Raw genomic sequence first — 19,412 nt, forward strand, 5'->3', positions numbered from 1 at the left:
GTGCTGTGCTGCAGACGAGTTGAGCGATTCGCCGTTGCTGGGGCGATGAAATCACAAGAGCGCGGGTAACACTTGCGTCCCCTGTGTTACCCGCGCCCTTGACAGCTTGGTAGAGCCGGCTAGCTAGGCCCAGCTAGAACCCACCGCCGAATCGGTGCTGGCCCGAATCAACGCCCCATGGGCGTCCACACCACCGAACTGGCAATTGATCGTCATCGACCGTGCCCCTCTAGCCGACACCGATCCGCGGCACCACACTGGGCCGCGCCTGCACCACATGCGGATTTGCACCCCCACGACCCATCATCCCGCCGGGCATACCAGCCCCAGCACCACCCATCGGCATCGGCATCATCCCCATCGGAGCCCCACCCGTCGGCGTGGCCATCTCAGGCGGCATGGCACCAAACCCCGACATCGCCGAAGTGGCCATCCCCTTCGGGATCGACCCCTCCCACGTCGGCGGCACCGACATCGCCCCCACCAACCGAGCCTTACCCAAATCCGCCGCCATCCCCGCACCCAGACCCGCACCACCCAGGCCCTTCATCGGATTGATGTCACCGGCCAACTTCGGCATATCGGCGGCGGCCAACCCCGCGGTCTCCATACCCGCCAGGCCCGCGGTGCCCGCATTGGCTGTATTGCCCAATTGCATCAACGGACCCAGCATCATGCTGGCCGGATACATCCCGACCTGCGCCACCGACATCACCGCGTCCAGCGGTACCGCCGCGGCCGCCGACTGCACCCCAGTCACCACACCCGGCAATCCCTCAACCACGCCCTGCGCCATCGGAGACACCGCAGCCGTCAACGCCGTCGCCGCCCCAGCAACCTGCGCATTAACCCCACTGGCCAAACCCGCCAAATCCACCGGCGGCAAACTAAACGGCGTCAACGCCGCAGCCACCGACGACGCCCCGGAGTCATACCCCACCATCGCGGCCACATCCTGAGCCCACATCTCCACATAATCGAACTCAGTCGCCGCAATCGCCGGGGTGTTCTGCCCCAAAAAGTTCGTCGCAATCAACGACACCAACGACACCCGATTGGCCGCCACCGCCGCCGGATGCACCGTCGCCGACAACGCCGCCTCAAACGCCGTCGCCGCCGCCACAGCCTGACTAGCAGCCGCCGACGCCTGCCCCGCCGCCGCGCTCAACCACCCCACATACGGCGCCGCAGCAGCCGCCATCGACACCGACGCCGGCCCCGACCACGGCCCAGACGCCAACCCGGACACCACCGCATCAAACGACGACGCCGACGCCGCTAAATCCGCAGCCAACCCCTCCCACGCCGCCGCGGCCACATACAGCGGCCCCGACCCAGCACCAGAGAAGATCCGCGCCGAATTGATCTCCGGCGGCAACCAAGCAAAGTCCAAAACCATCACAACCCCAACCCAATCGGCCGCATCAACGGCTCCAACAGACACTCACCGACAAACACTGACAAACACCCCACGCTTAGACCCCACGGCCGGATACTAGGACAACCGGATTCCGAAGGTCTGGGCTTTTAACAAATCGCCAATCAACTCTGATAATTGGCGATCGCGTCTCGACACGCTCTTCGCTCCCCCCGGCGCCGCGCCGGACTCCGGCACCATGAGGGCGCGGGTAACACCGCGCCCCCTGTGTTACCCGCGCCCCTGACAGCTTGGTGGAGCCGGCTAGCTAGGCCCAGCTAGAACCCACCGCCGAATCGGTGCTGGCCATGTTGTTGCCAGCGGCCTGCACCTTCTGACCGTGAGCATTGGCCTGCTGGTAGATAACCTGAAAATTACGACCCAACTGCGTGATGAACTCCTGGCAGGCCACCGACCCGGCACCACCCCAGAAATCCCCCGCCGCCAACACATCACGCACGATGGCCTGATGCTCGGCCTCCAACGCCGCCGCCTGAGCCCGAATCAACGCCCCATGGGCGTCCACATCACCGAACTGGTAATTGATCGTCATCGACCGTGCCCCTCTCTACATCCCGGCTAACTGCTCAAGACCTGCTGCGAAGACTGCTCTTGGGTCTCGTAATGATTAGCGTCGCGCACCAGCCCGTCACGCACCCCGTGCAACATGTTCACAATGTTGCGAAACGCCTGATTCATCTGACCCATCGTGTCCAACGAAGTCGCCGAGGCCAAGCCGCTCCACCCCGCACCCGAAATGTTCTGCGACGACGCCCACATCCGACGGGCTTCATCCTCAACCGTCTGCGCATGCGCCTCAAAACGACCCGCCATGGCACGCATCGCGTGCGGGTCGGTCATAAACCGAGTAGCCATCCCATATCTCCCTTCCCCAATAACGCCCAGTTCTGCTCACGTGCCGCAACGCGAACCCCGACCGATCACCCCCTAGCCGACACCGATCCGCGGCACCACACTGGGCCGCGCCTGCACCACATGCGGATTTGCACCCCCACGACCCATCATCCCGCCGGGCATACCAGCCCCAGCACCGCCCATACCCATCGGCATCGGCATCATCCCCATCGGAGCCCCACCCGTCGGCGTGGCCATCTCAGGCGGCATGGCACCAAACCCCGACATCGCCGAAGTGGCCATCCCCTTCGGGATCGACCCCTCCCACGTCGGCGGCACCGACATCGCCCCTACCAACCGAGCCTTACCCAAATCCGCCGCCATCCCCGCACCCAGACCCGCACCACCCAGGCCCTTCATCGGATTGATCGCATCGACCATCTTGGGGGCGTCGACCAATGCCGCCGCGCCCGCATTGGCCAAGCCCGCGGTGCCGGCATTAGCGGTACTGCCCAATTGCATCAACGGACCCAGCATCATGCTGGCCGGATACATCCCGACCTGCGCCACCGACATCACCGCGTCCAGCGGTACCGCCGCGGCCGCCGACTGCACCCCAGTCACCACACCCGGCAATCCCTCAACCACGCCCTGCGCCATCGGAGACACCGCAGCCGTCAACGCCGTCGCCGCCCCAGCAACCTGCGCATTAACCTCACTGGCCAAACCCGCCAAATCCACCGGCGGCAAACTAAACGGCGTCAACGCCGCAGCCACCGACGACGCCCCGGAGTCATACCCCACCATCGCGGCCACATCCTGAGCCCACATCTCCACATAATCGAACTCAGTCGCCGCAATCGCCGGGGTGTTCTGCCCCAAAAAGTTCGTCGCAATCAACGACACCAACGACACCCGATTGGCCGCCACCGCCGCCGGATGCACCGTCGCCGACAACGCCGCCTCAAACGCCGTCGCCGCCGCCACAGCCTGACTAGCAGCCGCCGACGCCTGCCCCGCCGCCGCGCTCAACCACCCCACATACGGCGCCGCAGCAGCCGCCATCGACACCGACGCCGGCCCCGACCACGGCCCAGACGCCAACCCGGACACCACCGCATCAAACGACGACGCCGACGCCGCTAAATCCGCAGCCAACCCCTCCCACGCCGCCGCGGCCACATACAGCGGCCCCGACCCAGCACCAGAGAAGATCCGCGCCGAATTGATCTCCGGCGGCAACCAAGCAAAGTCCAAAACCATCACAACCCCAACCCAATCAGCCGCATCAACGGCTCCAACAGACACTCACCGACACTCACTGACAAACAACCCCGCACCCACAGCGACCCACTGGAGAATCGTAAGGTAAATCACAGCAAAAATCTCCACTTTTCGCAAAGCGAACCGGCAAATTCGCGGATACCAGCAGGTCAGCCGACGGATCACCGATCTCGGAACCATCCCGGTGCTTACTCAAACTGGCCAGACAACTGTCCAGTTGCTCATAAATTCAGCTGCCAATGAGTTTCGGTTTCGGCGTTACCGCGAGCCATATCGGCGATGAATTCATATCGGTGGCCCGAGCCCGGGCCACCTTGGCGGACTCGCACGCGCGGCGGGTCGGCGGGTCGGGCCATCCGTCAAACTCGGGTAAGCCTTTCCCACCGACCTTGTTTCGCCTGGTCAGCAGCCACATTCAGGCCGATATACCTACGGGAGGCGCTCATCGGAAAACTGGTATCGGCCGCCGGTGCGGCGGCCCGACCTGCCGCTCTGGCGGCCAGAATCTTGCGGGTATCCGCTATCGCTTTGACCGCCGGCCGAAGCCCCACATCTCAATTGCAATATCGCATTCGGAAACGTGGATCGAAGCTGTTAGAAAAAGTTCCTAAAAAAGCCTGAAAGACTGTCTCCATTGACAAAAAACCCTGAGCTTCCAGTGCCGAAGGTAAACATGCCAGAACTCATAACACCGGCGATGAAAATGCCCGCATTTTGGACGGCCGCGTTGTAGAACCCGGCGTTTCCATAACCAGTGTCGAGCACGCCCGAGTTGCCGCCGAACATGGCCGTGGTGCTGGTATTTACGTAGCCCGAGTTACCAAAACCGGAGTTTTGGATGCCCGAGTTGTCGGCGCCGGCAGGATCGTTATGCCCGAAACCGGAGTTGCCGGTACCAACGTTAGCGAAGCCCGAGTTGGGGCCCGGTTGGGTTGCCGCGCTGAAGAAGCCGGTGTTGAGGGCTCCGGCGTTGAACCCCCCGGTATTCGTGTTGCCGGAGTTTGCCCAGCCGGTGTTGACGTCTCCGGCATTGCCGAAGCCGGAATTGATGTTGCCCGCGTTGAGGAAGCCGGTGTTGACGTCGCCCGAGTTTCCGAAACTCGTATTCGAGCTGCCCGAGTTGAAGCTGCCGGCGTTGTAGTTACCCGAATCGAAAAATCCAAAGTTGCTGGCTCCAGCGTGGCCGACGCCCGTGTTGGTGCTGCCACCGTTCCACCATCCGGTGTTGATGTTGCCGGCGTTTCCGAAGCCCGTGTTCCCATCGCCAGAGTTTCCGAATCCGAAATTGCCGCTCCCCGAGTTGAAGAAGCCCACGTTCCCGGTACCGGAGTTTCCGAAACCGATGTTTCCGCTGCCCGAGTTCAAACCGCCGATTCCGAACTCACCGTTGCCGGTGAGCCCGAAGCCGATGTTGTTGTTACCGGAGTTTCCGAAGCCGAAGTTGCCACTACCGCTATTGCCGAAGCCGATATTGTTGCTACCAAAATTTCCGCTGCCAAAATTGAAGTTGCCGTTGTTCCCGTTGCCAAAGTTCGTGTCGCCGATGTTGCCGCTGCCCACGTTGGTGTTGCCGATGTTGCCGACGCCCAGGTTGGTGCTACCGATGTTGCCCGAGCCCAGGTTCTGGCTGCCGAAGTTCCCGCTGCCGAGGTTGAAGTTCCCGATGTTGCCGCTGCCCAGGTTGATGTCCCCCTGGTTGCCACTGCCTAGGTTGGTACTGCCGATGTTGCCCCAGCCCAAGTTGATGTTGCCGATATTGCCGCTGCCAAAATTCCCGTCGCCAGTGTTTCCACTGCCCAAATTGAGGGAACCGATATTGCCGAAACCGAAGTTGATCCCCTGAAGCGCTGCCGGCACCGCACTGGCGGCCTGGGCAACACCGGATGAAACACCGGTCAATTGCGCGCTGACCTGTGCCGTACTGGCCAGCGGGGTGCTGGCCCAGGCCGCGCCGCCGACCAAACCCGACAGACCGGGCAGACCCGACAGGGCACCCTGCCAGGAACCCAACTGGGCCGCCACCGCCGAAGCCCCGCCGTGATAACCCACCATCGCCGCCACATCAGCGGCCCACATCTGCTCGTAAATGCCCTCCGCAGCAGCAATCGCCGGCGCATTCTGACCAAACAAGTTCGACATCACCAACTGCACAAACGCATCACGATTCGCCGCCACCGCCAACGGATGCACCATCGCCGCCCGCGCCGCCTCAAAAACCCCGGCCACCGCCTTGGCCTGCCCAGCCGCACCCACCGCCCGCGCCGCCGCCGCACTCAACCAACGCGCATACGGCGCCGCCGCAGCCGCCATCGCCGCCGCCGCCGGACCCTGCCACGCCTGACCCGCCAACCCCGAGGTCACCGACGCAAACGCCTCCGCCGCCGTACCCAACTCCTCAGCCAAACCACCCCACGCCGCCGCCGCCCCCAACATCGGCGCCGACCCCGCACCAGAAAACATCCGCAACGAATTGATCTCCGGCGGCAACATCGCAAAATTCATCAGAACAGCCCCTCCTTCACCGGAATATTCTCAACCGCACGCCAAGGCGTTACCGGCACCGACACGCACGACCCGCCTCCCAACCACGCCAGCGCCCAAGCGACCACACCGTCCCGGTCGCATGGCCATGAGCGATTGGTCAAGCGGCAAACCGAACCGCTGTTAATTGCAGCGACTACCTGAAGAAGCCCGAAAGCCCGGTACCCGAGTTGAATCCGCCGGAGTTGTCGTCGCCCGAATTTACGATACCCGAACTGTTATTACCGGAATTCGAAATCCCCGCGAGACTGCTACCGGAGTTTACATATCCCGCATTGTTGGTGCCGACATTCCCAAAACCGGAGTTGAAGCCCGGGACCAAGGCCGGGCCCGCGTTCGAGACACCGGAGTTGCCGATTCCGGTATTGAAGAATCCGGAGTTCACACTGCCGTTGGGATCACTGTTACCCCAGCCCGAATTCCCGGTACCGGAGTTCCCGAAGCCCGAGTTGGCAAACGGTTGGTCAACCGAGCTGCCAAAACCGGTGTTCACATTGCCGCCATTGAAGAAGCCGGTGTTGGTATCTCCGCCGTTGAACAAGCCCGTGTTGACGTTGCCACCATTCCAGAAGCCAGTGTTCGAATCACCCGAGTTCATGAAGCCAGTGTTGCCCGCACCCGCATTCGCGAATCCCGTGTTGTGAGTGCCCACGTTAAAGCTACCCATGTTTCCACTGCCCGCATCGAAGATGCCGAAGTTTCCATCACCAGCGCTCCCGAAACTGGTGTTTGAGCTGCCCGCGTTCCAGAAACCGGTGTTGAAGTTCCCCGCGTTTCCAAAGCCCGTGTTTCCGCTTCCCGAGTTGCCGAAGCCGAAGTTGTTGTCCCCGGAGTTGAAGAAACCGATGTTGTTGTTTCCGGAGTTGAACAATCCGATGTTTCCGGTGCCCGAATTGAAGCCACCAAATCCAAATCCGCCATCGCCGGTGAGGCCAATTCCAATGTTGTCGCTGCCGTTGTTGCCGAATCCGATATTTCCGCTTCCGAGATTCCCGAATCCGATGTTATTGCTTCCCAGGTTTCCACTGCCAAGGTTGAAGTCACCGAAATTTCCGCTGCCCAGATTTACGTCACCGTTGTTCCCGCCGAAAATATTCAGGGTGCCGAAATTTCCGCTACTCACATTGAGGCTGCCGATATTGCCGCTGCCCAGGTTTCCGCTACCGAAATTTCCGCTACCGGGGTTGAAGTCACCGATATTCCCGCTGCCGAAATTTCCGGTCCCGATATTGCCGCTACCCCAGTTTCCGCCGCCGAAATTCCCGCTGCCCAGATTACCGGTGCCAATATTGCCGTTGCCGATATTGGTGTCGCCAATATTGCCGCTGCCCAGGTTGAAGGTGCCGATGTTGCCGAACCCCAGGTTGAAGACCAGGTCGGACAGGCCTTGCGAAGCGGCAGCCGGCGCGGCGGCCGCCCCGGCGCCGAGCGCCTGCAAGCTCAGTTGCGCATTGGCCAGCGGGGTGCTGGCCCAGGCCGCGCCGCCGACCAAACCCGACAGACCGGGCAGACCCGACAGGGCACCCTGCCAGGAACCCAACTGGGCCGCCACCGCCGAAGCCCCGCCGTGATAACCCACCATCGCCGCCACATCAGCGGCCCACATCTGCTCGTAAATGCCCTCCGCAGCAGCAATCGCCGGCGCATTCTGACCAAACAAGTTCGACATCACCAACTGCACAAACGCATCACGATTCGCCGCCACCGCCAACGGATGCACCATCGCCGCCCGCGCCGCCTCAAAAACCCCGGCCACCGCCTTGGCCTGCCCAGCCGCACCCACCGCCCGCGCCGCCGCCGCACTCAACCAACGCGCATACGGCGCCGCCGCAGCCGCCATCGCCGCCGCCGCCGGACCCTGCCACGCCTGACCCGCCAACCCCGAGGTCACCGACGCAAACGCCTCCGCCGCCGTACCCAACTCCTCAGCCAAACCACCCCACGCCGCCGCCGCCCCCAACATCGGCGCCGACCCCGCACCAGAAAACATCCGCAACGAATTGATCTCCGGCGGCAACATCGCAAAATTCATCAGAACAGCCCCTCCTTCACCGGAATATTCTCAACCGCACGCCAAGGCGTTACCGGCACCGACACGCACGACCCGCCCCCACGCCCCCCAAGCGGCCGCACGCCGCAACCCCGAGGATTGGGCCCCTGGGGGCGGCCTGGGTTCCCGCCAGCCGGGGCGCCGCGGCATCGCAAGCCAGTTCCGGCAGCAGCCTGGCGGGGTTGCTAGCAGCCTTTGAGTCGTACCGCCAAGTAGTCGGCGACCTTGTCCGTCGCGACCCGCTCCTGGGTCATGGCGTCGCGCTCACGAACGGTGACGGCATTGTCCTCGAGCGAGTCGAAGTCAACCGTCACGCAAAACGGGGTGCCGATCTCGTCCTGGCGCCGGTAGCGGCGACCGATGGCGCCGGCATCGTCGAAGTCGATGTTCCAGCATTTGCGTAACTCGGCGGCCAGGTCCCGAGCTTTGGGACTCAGGTCGGCATGGCGCGACAGCGGCAACACCGCGGCCTTGACCGGGGCCAGGCGTGGGTCCAGTCGCACCACCGTGCGCTTTTCCAGCACACCCTTGGCATTCGGGGCTTCGTCCTCGGAGTACGCGTCAATCAAGAAGGCCATGAACGACCGGGTCAGTCCCGCCGCCGGTTCGATGACATAGGGCGTGTATCGGGTGTCGTTGACCTGATCGTAGAAGGACAGCTCGGCGCCGGAATGCTTGGAGTGCGTCGACAGGTCGAAGTCGGTTCGGTTGGCGACACCCTCTAGCTCGCCCCATGGATTGCCGACGAAGCCGAACTTGTACTCGATGTCGACGGTGCGATCAGAGTAGTGCGACAGCTTCTCCTTGGGGTGTTCGTAGAGCCGCAAGTTCTGCGGGTCGATACCAAGCTCGACATACCACTGCAACCGGGTGTCAATCCAATACTGATGCCACTCTTTGGCGGTCGTCGGCTCGACGAAGAACTCCATCTCCATCTGCTCGAACTCGCGGGTGCGAAAGATGAAGTTGCCCGGGGTGATCTCGTTGCGGAAGCTCTTGCCGATCTGGCCGATGCCGAACGGCGGCTTCTTGCGAGACGTTGTCAACACGTTGGCGAAGTTGATGAAGATGCCCTGCGCGGTCTCGGGCCTCAGATAGTGCAGCCCCTCGTCGGTCTCGATCGGTCCGAGATGGGTCTTGAGCATCATGTTGAATTCGCGCGGCTCGGTCCACTGGCCCGGCTCACCGGTTTCCGGGTCGCGGATATCGGCCAGCCCGTTGGGTGGCGGGTGCCCGTGTTTTGCTTCGTAGGCTTCGATGAGGTGGTCGGCCCGGTAGCGCTTGTGCGTAATCAGCGACTCGACCAGCGGGTCGTGGAAGACCTCGACATGCCCCGAGGCCACCCACACCTCACGGGGCAGGATGATCGAGGAATCGATACCGACAACGTCGTCGCGGCCAGAAACCACCGATCGCCACCACTGGCGTTTGATGTTCTCCTTGAGCTCCACCCCCAGTGGGCCATAGTCCCACGCCGACTTGGTACCGCCGTAGATCTCGCCCGACGGAAAAACGAAGCCACGCCGTTTCGCGAGGTTTACCACGGTGTCGATGACAGACGCCACGGGCTGGTGCACTCCCTTCCCAGATCGGGCAATCGCATGCGGCGGCAAGTCACCGCGCAAAACCTCAGTCATGGTAGCGACCGGTGCGCGGTCTTTGACATGCATCATCATGCATGTGACAGTGGAGGTCATCCGCAAGCTGATGCGCTGGCATGAAGGCGGTCGGAAAACATGCACTCGTTGAGGTGGTGACCACGATATGACGACTTCGCCATCTGCGCCTTCTTTACCTCCCACCGCAGACGACGTGATCGGTGATCACGAGCACAGCGTTGATGGTTTGGCCGAACACCCTGTATTTCCCGTGCCGCCACCGCGGGAGATTCTCGATGCGGCCGGCGAGCTGCTGCGCGCGCTGGCCGCACCGGTCCGGATCGCCATCGTGCTGCAGTTGCGCGAATCCCAGCGCTGCGTGCACGAGCTGGTTGACGCGCTCGGAGTGCCGCAACCGCTGGTCAGCCAGCATTTGAAGATTCTCAAGGCGGCCGGCGTCGTTACCGGGGAGCGATCCGGCCGCGAAGTGCTGTACCGGCTGGCCGACCATCACCTTGCCCACATCGTCGTCGACGCGGTCGCCCACGCGAGTGAGGACACGCCGTGACCTGGGCGGGCGACGAGCCAAGCGCTGCGGCGGCGCGGCCCTGATGGCGGGGGCCAGTGTCCGGTCCACTCGCCAGCGAGCGGCGATCGCGACGCTTCTGGACGCGGTCGACGACTTCCGCTCGGCTCAGGAACTGCACGACGAACTGCGCCGCCGCGGCGAGAACATCGGCCTGACTACCGTCTACCGAACACTGCAATCGATGGCATCGGCTGGAACGGTCGACACCCTGCGCACCGACACGGGTGAATCGGTCTACCGCAGATGCTCGGAGCACCATCACCACCATCTGGTCTGCCGCGATTGCGGTTCCACCATCGAGGTGGCGGATCACGAAGTTGAGACCTGGGCGGCCGAGGTAGCCAGCAGACATGGATTCTCCGATGTCAGCCACACCATTGAGATCTTCGGCACCTGTGCCGATTGCCGCTCCTGAGGCGGCGCCTACGATGTCAGCGCGGTGCGCATCTGGGCACCGGTGTCCAACACCAGCAGGAGCAGGGTACGTAGCGCGTCGTCGGTTAAGCCAGCACCGGGAAAGTTGTATCGCAACATGACGTCCACGGTTTTCGGCGCCGTCTTGCCCGTGCCCTTGCTCGAGTTGCGCTGGACCGCCCTCTCCTGCTTCGCCGCGTCCTTCTCCAGCAAGATCACCGCGCCAAAATTAGAGTCGCGCGCCTGCTTGGCCACCTGGTCGCCGATCTTCTTGGTCAGTGGCAAATCCCAGGCCAATATCTGCGTCAGCGAGACCAGTTCCAGGTCTTCGACAATGCTCACCACCCGTAGCGAGGCGAACGTGCCGGCATGGCGGACCGTGAGCGCTCCGTCGGCTTCCTGCTCGACCGGGAGAACGTCGCGCAGTATCGAGGCCAGCCGCTGCTGCAATGACTGCACTAGGCACTCCCGAACCGGCGATTACGAGAGACGTACTCTTCGCAGGCCGCCCACAGATCGCGGCGGTCATAGTCAGGCCAGAGCTTGTCTTGGAATATGTATTCGGCGTAGGCCGACTGCCACAACATGAAATTGCTGGACCGCTGCTCCCCCGACGTTCGCAAAAACAGGTCGACGTCGGGGATGTCGGGTCGCTGCATGTGGCGGGCGATCGTCGACTCGGTGATCCGGTCCGGATTCAGTCTGCCCGCGGCAACCTCGCGCGCGATTTCCCTGGTGGCGTCGGCGATTTCGGTCCGCCCCCCGTAGTTGACGCAGTAGTTGATGGTGATGACGTCGTTGTGCTCGGTCATGGCCTCCGCAACCGCTAGCTCGTTGATGACGCTGCGCCACAGCCGTGGCCTCGAACCCACCCACCGGATCCGGACACCCATCTGGTTGAGCACGTCCCGGCGTCGCCGCACCACGTCACGATTGAAGCCCATCAAGAAACGCACTTCCTCGGCAGACCGCTTCCAGTTCTCGGTGGAGAAGGCATAGAGGCTGAGCCATTTTATCCCGAGTTCGACTGCGCCGCAGGCAATATCGATTACCACGGCCTCGCCCATCTTGTGCCCCTCGGTGCGGCTCAGTCCACGTTGGGTGGCCCAGCGGCCGTTGCCGTCCATCACGATGGCGACATGGTTGGGCAACCGGTCAACGGGAATTCGTGGGGCGGCCGCTTTCGAGATGTGCTGGGGCGGTCGGCGAGGACCACCGTCCGGGGACGGGGGCAGCGCGGGGAAGACGACGGGCCAGCTCGAGGTATCGGGAAAAGTGGGATAGTCGTCCGGCGCCGGGGGCAGCTGCGGGAAGTCGGTGGACTTCAGCTTTCGGGCGTTCTTGGCCACTCAGCTATCCTGCCCGATCGGCGCGGCACGACGTTCGGCTACCGATCGATCAGCCTGGTAGTACCGCTCGACCAGCGGCAGCGTCTTGAGCTGCCGTTCCAGATGCCATTGCAGGTGCGCGGCCACCAACCCACTGACATAGCTGCGATGGGATTGCGGTGTCTGCTCGGCGGCCGCCCAATCGCCGTCGTGTAGGGCGGACATCAGGTCCAGCACGCCCAGTGGCGGTGTCGTTGAACCGGCCGGACGGCAGTGTGTGCAGACGCTGCCCCCCGCGGCGATGTGAAATGCCCGATGCGGCCCGGGTGTAGCGCAGCGCGCGCACTCGGTCAACGCCGGCGCCCATCCGGCGATGCCCATGGCACGTAATAGGTAGGCGTCCAACAGCAGGTCACGGGGCCGATGTCCGTCGGCCACCGCTCGTAACGCACCCACCGTCAGCCGGTGCAGGGCCGGGGCGGGCGCTCGCTCCTCACCGGCAAGGCGTTCGGCGGTCTCCAGCATTGCGCAGCCGCAGGTGTACCTGCCGTAATCGTTGACGATGTCGGTGGCGAAGGCATCGATAGAGACGACCTGGGTGACGATGTCGAGATTGCGGCCGGGATGCAATTGCGCATCGATGTGCGCGAACGGCTCCAGTCGAGCGCCGAATTTGCTACGGGTACGGCGAACACCTTTGGCCACCGCACGAACCAGCCCATGATCACGGGTCAACAGGGTGACGATCCGGTCGGCTTCGCCGAGCTTGTGCTGGCGCAACACCACAGCCCGGTCACGATACAGCCGCATCACAATAGTTTCGCACCCCGCCGCGACATCGCGGGTATCCGCGCCGATAGTCTCGTACCCCGTGGTTGGCGCTTCTGGGTCCGCTTTTGGAGCCGTGTCCGGGTCCGTTTCCGGGACCGGCGGCCAGCGCCTGCCTACCCTCACCGACCTGCTCTATCAGCTGGCCACCGGCTCGGTAACCGCCGTTGACCTGGCACGCCGATCCCTGCGCGAGATCGAGGTGAGCCAGTCGACATTGAACGCATTCCGGGTGGTGCTCGCCGAGTCCGCATTGGCCGACGCGGCCGACGCCGACCGGCGACGAGCCGCTGGCGATACCGCGCCGCTGTTGGGCATCCCCATCGCCGTCAAGGACGACGTCGACGTTGCTGGAGTGCCGACCGCGTTCGGTACCCAGGGATACGTCCCGCCCGCAGCCCGGGACTGCGAGGCGGTGCGCCGACTCAAGGCGGCCGGAGCGGTGATCATCGGCAAGACCAACACCTGCGAACTGGGCCAGTGGCCGTTCACCAGCGGGCCCGGATTCGGACACACCCGCAACCCGTGGGCACGCCGGCATACCCCGGGCGGATCATCGGGCGGCAGCGCGGCGGCGGTGGCCGCGGGTCTGGTCACCGCGGCCATTGGCTCTGATGGGGCCGGTAGCATTCGCATTCCCGCCGCGTGGACCCACTTGGTAGGCATCAAGCCTCAACGAGGCCGCATCTCCACCTGGCCGTTACCGGAGGCGTTTAACGGCATCACGGTCAACGGCGTGCTGGCCCGCACCGTGGCCGATGCCGCGCTGGTGCTGGATGCCGCGTCCGGCAACGTCGACGGCGACCTACACAAGCCGCCCCCGGTGAGAACCTCCGACTATGTCAGCATCGCCCCCGGGCCGCTGAAGATCGCACTGTCAACCCGGTTCCCATACACAGGTTTTCGAGCCAAATTGCATCCGGAGATCTTGGCCGCCACCCAGCGAGTGGGCGAACAGCTGCAGCTACTCGGCCACACCGTCGTGCCGGGCAACCCTGACTACGGCCTGCGTTTGTCATGGGATTTTCTCGCCCGCTCCACCGCAGGCGTGTGGGAATGGGCGGACCGCCTTGGCGACGGCGTCACACTGGACCCGCGCACGTTGTCCAATCTGCGTACGGGCCACGCGCTTTCGCAGGCAATTCTGCGCACCGCGCGCCGCCACGAGGCTGCGGCCCAACGACGAGTGGGCTCCATCTTCGACATCGTCGACGTGGTGCTGGCGCCCACCACTGCGCAGCCTGCGCCGCTAGCACGCGCCTTTGATGAGTTGAGCGCGTTGGCCACCGACCGCACCATGATCGCCGCGTGCCCGCTGACCTGGCCGTGGAACGTGCTGGGCTGGCCATCGATCAACGTGCCGGCCGGATTCACCGTCGAGGGCCTGCCGATCGGTGTTCAACTCATGGGACCGGCCAATAGCGAGGGCATGCTCGTCTCACTGGCCGCCGAGTTGGAAGCCGTCAGCGGCTGGGCGACCAAGCAACCTACCGTGTGGTGGAACACCGGGACAAGCACTCCGCCGATCCACCGTGTCCGGCCGCCGCAACGTTGACCGCCAGAAGTTCGACCATGTTAAAAACCCAGTCGACCAAGCTGTTTAGGGTCACGCTGCCAGTTCTTTGCGACCTTCACGTGCAGTTCCAAGTACACCTTCGTGCCCAGCAGCTTCTCGATCTGACCTCGGGCAGCGGTGCCGACCTCCCGTAGCCGGGCGCCGCGCTTGCCGATGACGATGCCCTTCTGACTGTCCCGCTCGACGTACAGCACGGCACGCACGTCGATCAGGTCGTCACGGCCCTCGCGGCTGCTGAACTCGTCGATCACCACCGCGAGCGAATGCGGAAGTTCGTCATGGACTCCCTCCAGGGCCGCTTCGCGGATGAGCTCGGCCATCAGCACCTCTTCGGGTTCGTCGGTCAGCTCACCGTCCGGGTAATACGCCGGCCCGGGGGGCAATGCCGCGGCCAGCACCTCGATCAGCACCTCGATCTGGGCGCCGGTAACCGCAGACACCGGAACGATCTCGGTCGAGTTCGCGACCAACTGACTGACCGCAACCAGCTGTGTAGCCACTTGCTCCCGGGAGGCCTTGTCGATCTTGGTGACAATGACGACCAGTGTGGTATTTGGTGCCGTGGAACGAATTTCGTCGACGATCCACCGGTCGCCGGGGCCGATCGGTTCGTCGGCGGGGATGCACAGCCCGATCACGTCCACCTCGCCGTAGGTGTCTCGAACCAAGTCGTTGAGCCGCTTGCCCAACAGCGTCCGAGGCCGATGCAGACCCGGGGTATCGACCAGGATGATCTGGAAGTCCTGCCGATGCACGATCCCGCGGATGGTATGCCGGGTGGTTTGCGGCCGCATCGAGGTGATCGCGACCTTGGTGCCGACCAACGCGTTGGTCAGCGTCGACTTGCCGGTATTTGGCCGGCCTACCAAACACACGAAACCGGAACGGAATTCAGTCATAGCGGGTTTCCGGAACCGTCGGTACGGATCACCGCAGCCGTCGGCGACAGTTCACGCAGCGCGGCAATGCCGGGATCATTGACCGGTCCGGCCACCAGCAGCGCGGCCTCCAATTTAATCGCGCCGCTGGACACGGCGGCCGCCACCGCCGCCTGCAATCCGGTCAACTGCAGCGTCGAAAGGCACACCGGTGCAGCGGCATACGTACGACCGTCGCCATCGCGCACCGCGGCGCCATGGTCCGCTTCGGCGCGCACCATCGCCGACCGGGCCAGCGCCAGCAGCTTGGCATTCTCCGCATCCAACGGCTCAGCCATCCGATTCGTCCTCTGCTACGGTATGGCCAGCTCCCTCGGTATCCTCCGTCGCTGCCGGGCTGAGCAGGACGGTACCAACCCGCACCCGACCGCGATGGTCGCGGCCGCCCTCGGCGTACAGGCGTAGACCATGGGATATCACCTCGGCTCCTGGCAGGGGAACCCGGCCTAATTCCAGAGCCAGCAGACCACCAACCGTGTCGACATCGAGATCGTCGTCGAATTCGATGCCATACAGTTCGCCGACATCCTCGATGGGCAAGCGCGCCGACACTCGGAAACGATTGTCACCCAGCTGTTCTACCGGGGCGGTCTCCGCTTCGTCGTATTCGTCGGCGATCTCGCCGACGATTTCCTCAAGCACATCTTCGATGCTCACCAGGCCGGCAATGGCGCCGTACTCGTCGACCAGCAGCGCCATGTGGTTGCGGTCGTGCTGCATTTCACGCAACAGCGCATCCAGTGGCTTGGAGTCCGGCACGAACACCGCCGGACGCATGACGTCCGTCACGGTGGATTCCTTGCCCTGGTCACCCGAGCAGAATGTCTGCTGCACAAGGTCTTTCAGATAGACCACGCCCAAGATATCGTCAACGTTCTCACCAGTCACCGGAATGCGGGAATGTCCGCTGCGGACGGCCAAGGTCATTGCCTGGCCGGCCGATTTGTCGCCTTCGATCCAGATCATCTCGGTTCGTGGGACCATCACCTCGCGCGCCGGAGTGTCTCCGAGTTCGAAGACCGACTCGATCATCCGGCGTTCGTCGGCGGCAACGACGCCGCGCTGCTGCGCGAGGTCGACGACTTCGCGCAGCTCGACCTCGGATGCGAACGGCCCGTTGCGGAAACCACGGCCCGGAGTGAGCGCGTTCCCAAGCAGTACCAGCAGCCGGCTGATCGGCATCAGCAGCCATGAAATCACCTGCAACGGAACAGCGGTCGCCAGCGAGATGGAGTACGCATTCTGCCGACCGAGGGTCCGGGGGCCGACGCCCATCACGACGAAGCTGGTTACCACCATCACGGCCGCTGCGACAAACAACCCGCCATTGATATTCAGGTTGTGGCGGAAGAACACCACCAGCAGCGCGGTGGCGGTGATCTCACATACGATCCGAAGCAGCACCACCAGGTTGATGTAGCGTGGTCGTTCGGCCATCACCTTCAGCAGTGCCACCGCGCCCGGCCGTCTGTCGCGCACCAGCTCGTGCACCCGGGCCAGGGAAACTGTGCTGATGGCGGCGTCAATCGCCGCGAACAGGCCGCCCAGACCAATCAACGCGATCGCACCGAGCAGCTGCGGAAGACCTTTCACGGCTCGTCGAAATACCTTGACTTGTCCAGCAGCCGGCGATCTCTCTCGTCCTGACGGTCGTGCTGGTAGGCCTCCACCTGATCGGCCACCCATTCCTCAAGTAGCCGCTCCTGCAGGGCGAACATCTCCCTCTCCTCATCAGGCTCGCCGTGATCGTAGCCGAGCAGGTGCAGGACACCGTGGACGGTCAACAGGGCCAGCTCGTGCCCCAGGCTATGGCCCGCCGCGGCCGCCTGCTCGGCCGCGAACTCCGGGCACAGCACGATATCGCCCAGCATGGCCGGCCCGGGATCGGGAGCATCGGGGCGCCCGCCCGGCTCCAGCTCATCCATCGGAAAGCTCATCACGTCGGTCGGGCCGGGCAGATCCATCCACCGCATGTGCAAGTCGGCCATCGCGGCGGTGTCCAGTAGCACCATCGACAACTCGGCCCCCGGGTTGACCTCCATCTTGTCGATGACAAAGCGTGCGACGCTGACCAATTCCGCTTCGGAGATGTCGATGCCCGACTCGTTGGATACTTCGATGCTCATAAGACGCTCACCGCACCATCATCGACGATTGCGGGCACCGGATGCCCGCCGAGCCGCCCGGTTCATCCCCGATGCCGGCTCCTCGTATTTTGCGTAGGCGTCGACGATCTCCGAGACAAGTCGGTGGCGCACCACATCCGCACTGGTCAACTCCGCGATGTGGATGTCGTCGATATCCTCGAGAATGTCGACCGCCGCCCGCAGGCCGGATCTGGCCCCACCCGGTAGGTCGATTTGGGTGATGTCTCCGGTAACGACCACCTTGGATCCGAAGCCCAGCCGGGTGAGAAACATCTTCATCTGCTCGGCGGTGGTGTTCTGCGCCTCATCGAGGACGATGAACGCGTCATTGAGGGTCCTACCACGCATGTAAGCCAGCGGTGCGACCTCGATGATACCGGCGGACATCAGCTTTGGGATCAACTCGGGGTCCATCATGTCGTAGAGGGCGTCATAGAGCGGCCGCAGATAGGGGTCGATCTTCTCACTCAGCGTGCCGGGCAGAAAGCCAAGGCGCTCACCGGCTTCCACGGCAGGGCGGGTCAGGATGATGCGGGTCACCTGCTTGGTTTGCAATGCGTGCACGGCCTTGGCCATGGCCAGATAGGTCTTCCCGGTCCCGGCCGGGCCGATCCCGAAGACGATGGTGTTGGCATCGATCGCATCGACATACCGTTTTTGATTGAGCGTCTTGGGCCGGATCGTCTTACCCCGGCGCGACAGGATATCGAGGGTGAGCACCTCCGCCGGCGACTCATTGCCTGCCCCAATCAACATCGCAATGCTGCGACGCACCACCTCGGGCGTCAACGGCTGTCCGTTGGACACGATCGTCACCAGCTCGGAAACGGCCCGCTCGGCGAGCGCAACATCGGCGGGCTCACCCGAAAGTGTGATTGCGTTGCCCCGCACATGCAGATCGGCACCGAGGGTTCGTTCCAGGGCTCGCAGATTCTCGTCGGCCGAACCTAGCAGGCCCACGACGAGGTCGGGCGGAACATCGATGCTGCTGCGAACCTGGGCGTCGGCCTGCCGGCCTCCAACTGCGTCAGCAGCGCGGGTCTCGCGAGGCGTCACGTGGCTTTCGATGCCTGCTTTCTGGCCTGTCGTAGGTGCGACGAGCTGGGAAGAGAAATTCGTCGGGTTTTCAGTCTACCGCCGGTCCGAGACGACGTCCGAGTGATTCGATGCCCGCAAGCAGGATGTCCAGCGCGCGCTCGAAGTCAGCCAGGGCGCTGGACTGCTGACTGGTCCAGGACAGCGCCGCAATGTGTGGGTGCTCGGCACCGGCCAGCCCACCTATCCGAGCCGCCACCGCGGCCTGCTCTTGCTCCCGCCAGATGCCGGCCAGCGGTCCGGCCAACTCTGCCTGGGCGCTACCCATCACCAGGCCCAGCACCGCCCGAAAGCCGGCCAGCAGATCCATGTCGGTGAGCCCGGCACCCTTCAGCGCCGCGATCAGCCGGTCCGCGACCGCATAGCTGGAGGCCGAAACGGTGCGACGAGTCAACACCAGCGGGACGGCATTGGGATGGCGTCGCATCGTCTCCCACATCGCCATCGCGATCGTTCGTACATCGGCTCGCCAATCGTCGGATGGCTCAGCGCCCCAGTTATCCCCGATATCCGCAATCACTGCGTCTGCGACCAGCGCTTCGAGTTCTCCGCGATCCTTGACGTAGTTGTAGAGCGTCATGGGACCTGTCTGTAGCGAGGCGGCCAACGAACGCATGCTCAGTCCGCCCAGCCCATCTCGGTCGACGATCTCGAGGGCACTCGTTGCGATATCGGAAACCGTGAAGCGCGCGCGCACGATGATCCTTCCGCCAGTTGACACGTACGACGTACGTAAGATACAACACGTACAC

General features: G+C 63.7%; 19 protein-coding genes and 2 pseudogenes. 3 read left to right on the forward strand and 18 right to left on the reverse strand.

Annotation, left to right across the window (positions count from 1 at the left end; all coding sequences use genetic code 11):
- Positions 1–229: 229 nt before the first annotated feature.
- From MB901379_RS15620 to MB901379_RS15650, 9 genes and pseudogenes are all read right to left on the reverse strand, one after another.
- Positions 230–1,399, reverse strand: coding sequence for a PPE family protein (locus MB901379_RS15620; protein WP_158019218.1), 1,170 nt, complete (start codon positions 1,397–1,399; stop codon positions 230–232).
- 286 nt (positions 1,400–1,685) lie between these two features.
- A complete protein-coding gene (locus tag MB901379_RS15625; protein WP_158017478.1) occupies positions 1,686–1,970 on the reverse strand; it encodes a WXG100 family type VII secretion target in 285 nt (94 codons plus the stop codon).
- A gap of 26 nt (positions 1,971–1,996) precedes the next feature.
- The gene (locus tag MB901379_RS15630) at positions 1,997–2,293 is read right to left on the reverse strand and encodes a WXG100 family type VII secretion target (RefSeq protein WP_158017479.1); all 297 of its coding nucleotides are present in this window, start codon (positions 2,291–2,293) and stop codon (positions 1,997–1,999) included.
- A 72-nt stretch (positions 2,294–2,365) separates the two neighbouring features.
- On the reverse strand, positions 2,366–3,535 hold the full coding sequence (locus MB901379_RS15635) for a PPE family protein (protein WP_158019219.1): 1,170 nt from the start codon (positions 3,533–3,535) through the stop codon (positions 2,366–2,368).
- A 615-nt stretch (positions 3,536–4,150) separates the two neighbouring features.
- A complete protein-coding gene (locus MB901379_RS25445) occupies positions 4,151–4,870 on the reverse strand; it encodes a hypothetical protein (protein WP_456319953.1) in 720 nt (239 codons plus the stop codon).
- Positions 4,871–6,058: pseudogene (locus tag MB901379_RS25450) on the reverse strand (PPE family protein); the annotation flags it as partial.
- A gap of 175 nt (positions 6,059–6,233) precedes the next feature.
- Entirely contained in the window at positions 6,234–7,649 is a 1,416-nt protein-coding gene (locus MB901379_RS15645) for a beta strand repeat-containing protein (protein WP_408632385.1), read from the reverse strand.
- Positions 7,631–8,129 (reverse strand): annotated as a pseudogene (locus MB901379_RS25340) (PPE family protein); the annotation flags it as partial. The gene MB901379_RS15645 and the pseudogene MB901379_RS25340, both read right to left, overlap by 19 nt.
- 203 nt (positions 8,130–8,332) lie before the next feature.
- Entirely contained in the window at positions 8,333–9,724 is a 1,392-nt protein-coding gene (locus MB901379_RS15650; RefSeq protein ID WP_158019221.1) for a glycine--tRNA ligase, read from the reverse strand.
- A gap of 187 nt (positions 9,725–9,911) precedes the next feature.
- Between MB901379_RS15650 and MB901379_RS15655 the strand changes: the two genes are divergently transcribed.
- Positions 9,912–10,313: an ArsR/SmtB family transcription factor gene (locus tag MB901379_RS15655; protein ID WP_158017481.1), complete on the forward strand. Its 402-nt coding sequence runs from the start codon at positions 9,912–9,914 to the stop codon at positions 10,311–10,313.
- Between the two features lie 43 nt (positions 10,314–10,356).
- A complete protein-coding gene (locus tag MB901379_RS15660; protein WP_158019222.1) occupies positions 10,357–10,749 on the forward strand; it encodes a Fur family transcriptional regulator in 393 nt (130 codons plus the stop codon).
- Positions 10,750–10,757: 8 nt separating this feature from the next.
- Here the strand turns inward: MB901379_RS15660 and MB901379_RS15665 are convergent, their stop codons facing one another.
- Genes MB901379_RS15665 through recO form a run of 3 tightly spaced genes read right to left on the reverse strand, consistent with a single transcriptional unit; the run spans position 10,758 to position 12,886 of the window.
- Entirely contained in the window at positions 10,758–11,207 is a 450-nt protein-coding gene (locus MB901379_RS15665; protein WP_158017482.1) for a hypothetical protein, read from the reverse strand.
- Positions 11,207–12,097, reverse strand: coding sequence for a decaprenyl diphosphate synthase (locus MB901379_RS15670; RefSeq protein ID WP_158017483.1), 891 nt, complete (start codon positions 12,095–12,097; stop codon positions 11,207–11,209). Before MB901379_RS15670 ends, MB901379_RS15665 begins: the two co-directional genes overlap by 1 nt.
- Positions 12,098–12,886 carry a DNA repair protein RecO gene (gene recO / locus MB901379_RS15675; RefSeq protein ID WP_158017484.1) on the reverse strand — a complete coding sequence of 263 codons (789 nt, stop codon included), beginning with the start codon at positions 12,884–12,886 and terminating at the stop codon, positions 12,098–12,100.
- A 61-nt stretch (positions 12,887–12,947) separates the two neighbouring features.
- Here recO and MB901379_RS15680 point away from each other — a divergent pair, with 61 nt between their 5' ends.
- Complete coding sequence (locus tag MB901379_RS15680) at positions 12,948–14,459, forward strand: amidase (RefSeq protein ID WP_158017485.1); 1,512 nt, start codon at positions 12,948–12,950, stop codon at positions 14,457–14,459.
- 20 nt (positions 14,460–14,479) lie between these two features.
- Here the strand turns inward: MB901379_RS15680 and era are convergent, their stop codons facing one another.
- The 6 genes from era to MB901379_RS15710 form a co-directional block, all read right to left on the reverse strand.
- Positions 14,480–15,379, reverse strand: a complete 900-nt coding sequence (gene era, locus MB901379_RS15685) for a GTPase Era (protein WP_158017486.1) — start codon at positions 15,377–15,379, stop codon at positions 14,480–14,482.
- Positions 15,376–15,696, reverse strand: coding sequence for a cytidine deaminase (locus tag MB901379_RS15690; protein WP_158017487.1), 321 nt, complete (start codon positions 15,694–15,696; stop codon positions 15,376–15,378). The genes era and MB901379_RS15690 overlap by 4 nt, the downstream gene beginning before the upstream one ends.
- Positions 15,689–17,011 carry a hemolysin family protein gene (locus MB901379_RS15695; RefSeq protein ID WP_158017488.1) on the reverse strand — a complete coding sequence of 441 codons (1,323 nt, stop codon included), beginning with the start codon at positions 17,009–17,011 and terminating at the stop codon, positions 15,689–15,691. The genes MB901379_RS15690 and MB901379_RS15695 overlap by 8 nt, the downstream gene beginning before the upstream one ends.
- Positions 17,008–17,544 (reverse strand): rRNA maturation RNase YbeY, encoded by a 537-nt coding sequence (gene ybeY / locus MB901379_RS15700; RefSeq protein WP_158017489.1) that lies wholly within the window; start codon positions 17,542–17,544, stop codon positions 17,008–17,010. The genes MB901379_RS15695 and ybeY overlap by 4 nt, the downstream gene beginning before the upstream one ends.
- An 18-nt stretch (positions 17,545–17,562) precedes the next feature.
- Complete coding sequence (locus MB901379_RS15705; RefSeq protein WP_158017490.1) at positions 17,563–18,621, reverse strand: PhoH family protein; 1,059 nt, start codon at positions 18,619–18,621, stop codon at positions 17,563–17,565.
- Positions 18,622–18,691: 70 nt separating this feature from the next.
- Positions 18,692–19,357: a TetR/AcrR family transcriptional regulator C-terminal domain-containing protein gene (locus MB901379_RS15710; RefSeq protein WP_158017491.1), complete on the reverse strand. Its 666-nt coding sequence runs from the start codon at positions 19,355–19,357 to the stop codon at positions 18,692–18,694.
- Positions 19,358–19,412 lie beyond the last annotated feature (55 nt).

The sequence above is a fragment of the Mycobacterium basiliense genome (assembly GCF_900292015.1).
Classification (GTDB): domain Bacteria; phylum Actinomycetota; class Actinomycetes; order Mycobacteriales; family Mycobacteriaceae; genus Mycobacterium; species Mycobacterium basiliense.

Coding starts and splice junctions, on each gene's coding strand:
- MB901379_RS15655 (WP_158017481.1), top strand. CDS start 9,912: ATGACGACTTCGCCATCTGCGCCTTCTTTACCTCCCACCGCAGACGAC.
- era (WP_158017486.1), bottom strand. CDS start 15,379: ATGACTGAATTCCGTTCCGGTTTCGTGTGTTTGGTAGGCCGGCCAAAT.
- MB901379_RS15625 (WP_158017478.1), bottom strand. CDS start 1,970: ATGACGATCAATTACCAGTTCGGTGATGTGGACGCCCATGGGGCGTTG.
- MB901379_RS15690 (WP_158017487.1), bottom strand. CDS start 15,696: ATGGCTGAGCCGTTGGATGCGGAGAATGCCAAGCTGCTGGCGCTGGCC.
- MB901379_RS15630 (WP_158017479.1), bottom strand. CDS start 2,293: ATGGCTACTCGGTTTATGACCGACCCGCACGCGATGCGTGCCATGGCG.
- MB901379_RS15635 (WP_158019219.1), bottom strand. CDS start 3,535: ATGGTTTTGGACTTTGCTTGGTTGCCGCCGGAGATCAATTCGGCGCGG.
- ybeY (WP_158017489.1), bottom strand. CDS start 17,544: ATGAGCATCGAAGTATCCAACGAGTCGGGCATCGACATCTCCGAAGCG.
- recO (WP_158017484.1), bottom strand. CDS start 12,886: ATGCGGCTGTATCGTGACCGGGCTGTGGTGTTGCGCCAGCACAAGCTC.
- MB901379_RS15620 (WP_158019218.1), bottom strand. CDS start 1,399: ATGGTTTTGGACTTTGCTTGGTTGCCGCCGGAGATCAATTCGGCGCGG.
- MB901379_RS15660 (WP_158019222.1), top strand. CDS start 10,357: ATGGCGGGGGCCAGTGTCCGGTCCACTCGCCAGCGAGCGGCGATCGCG.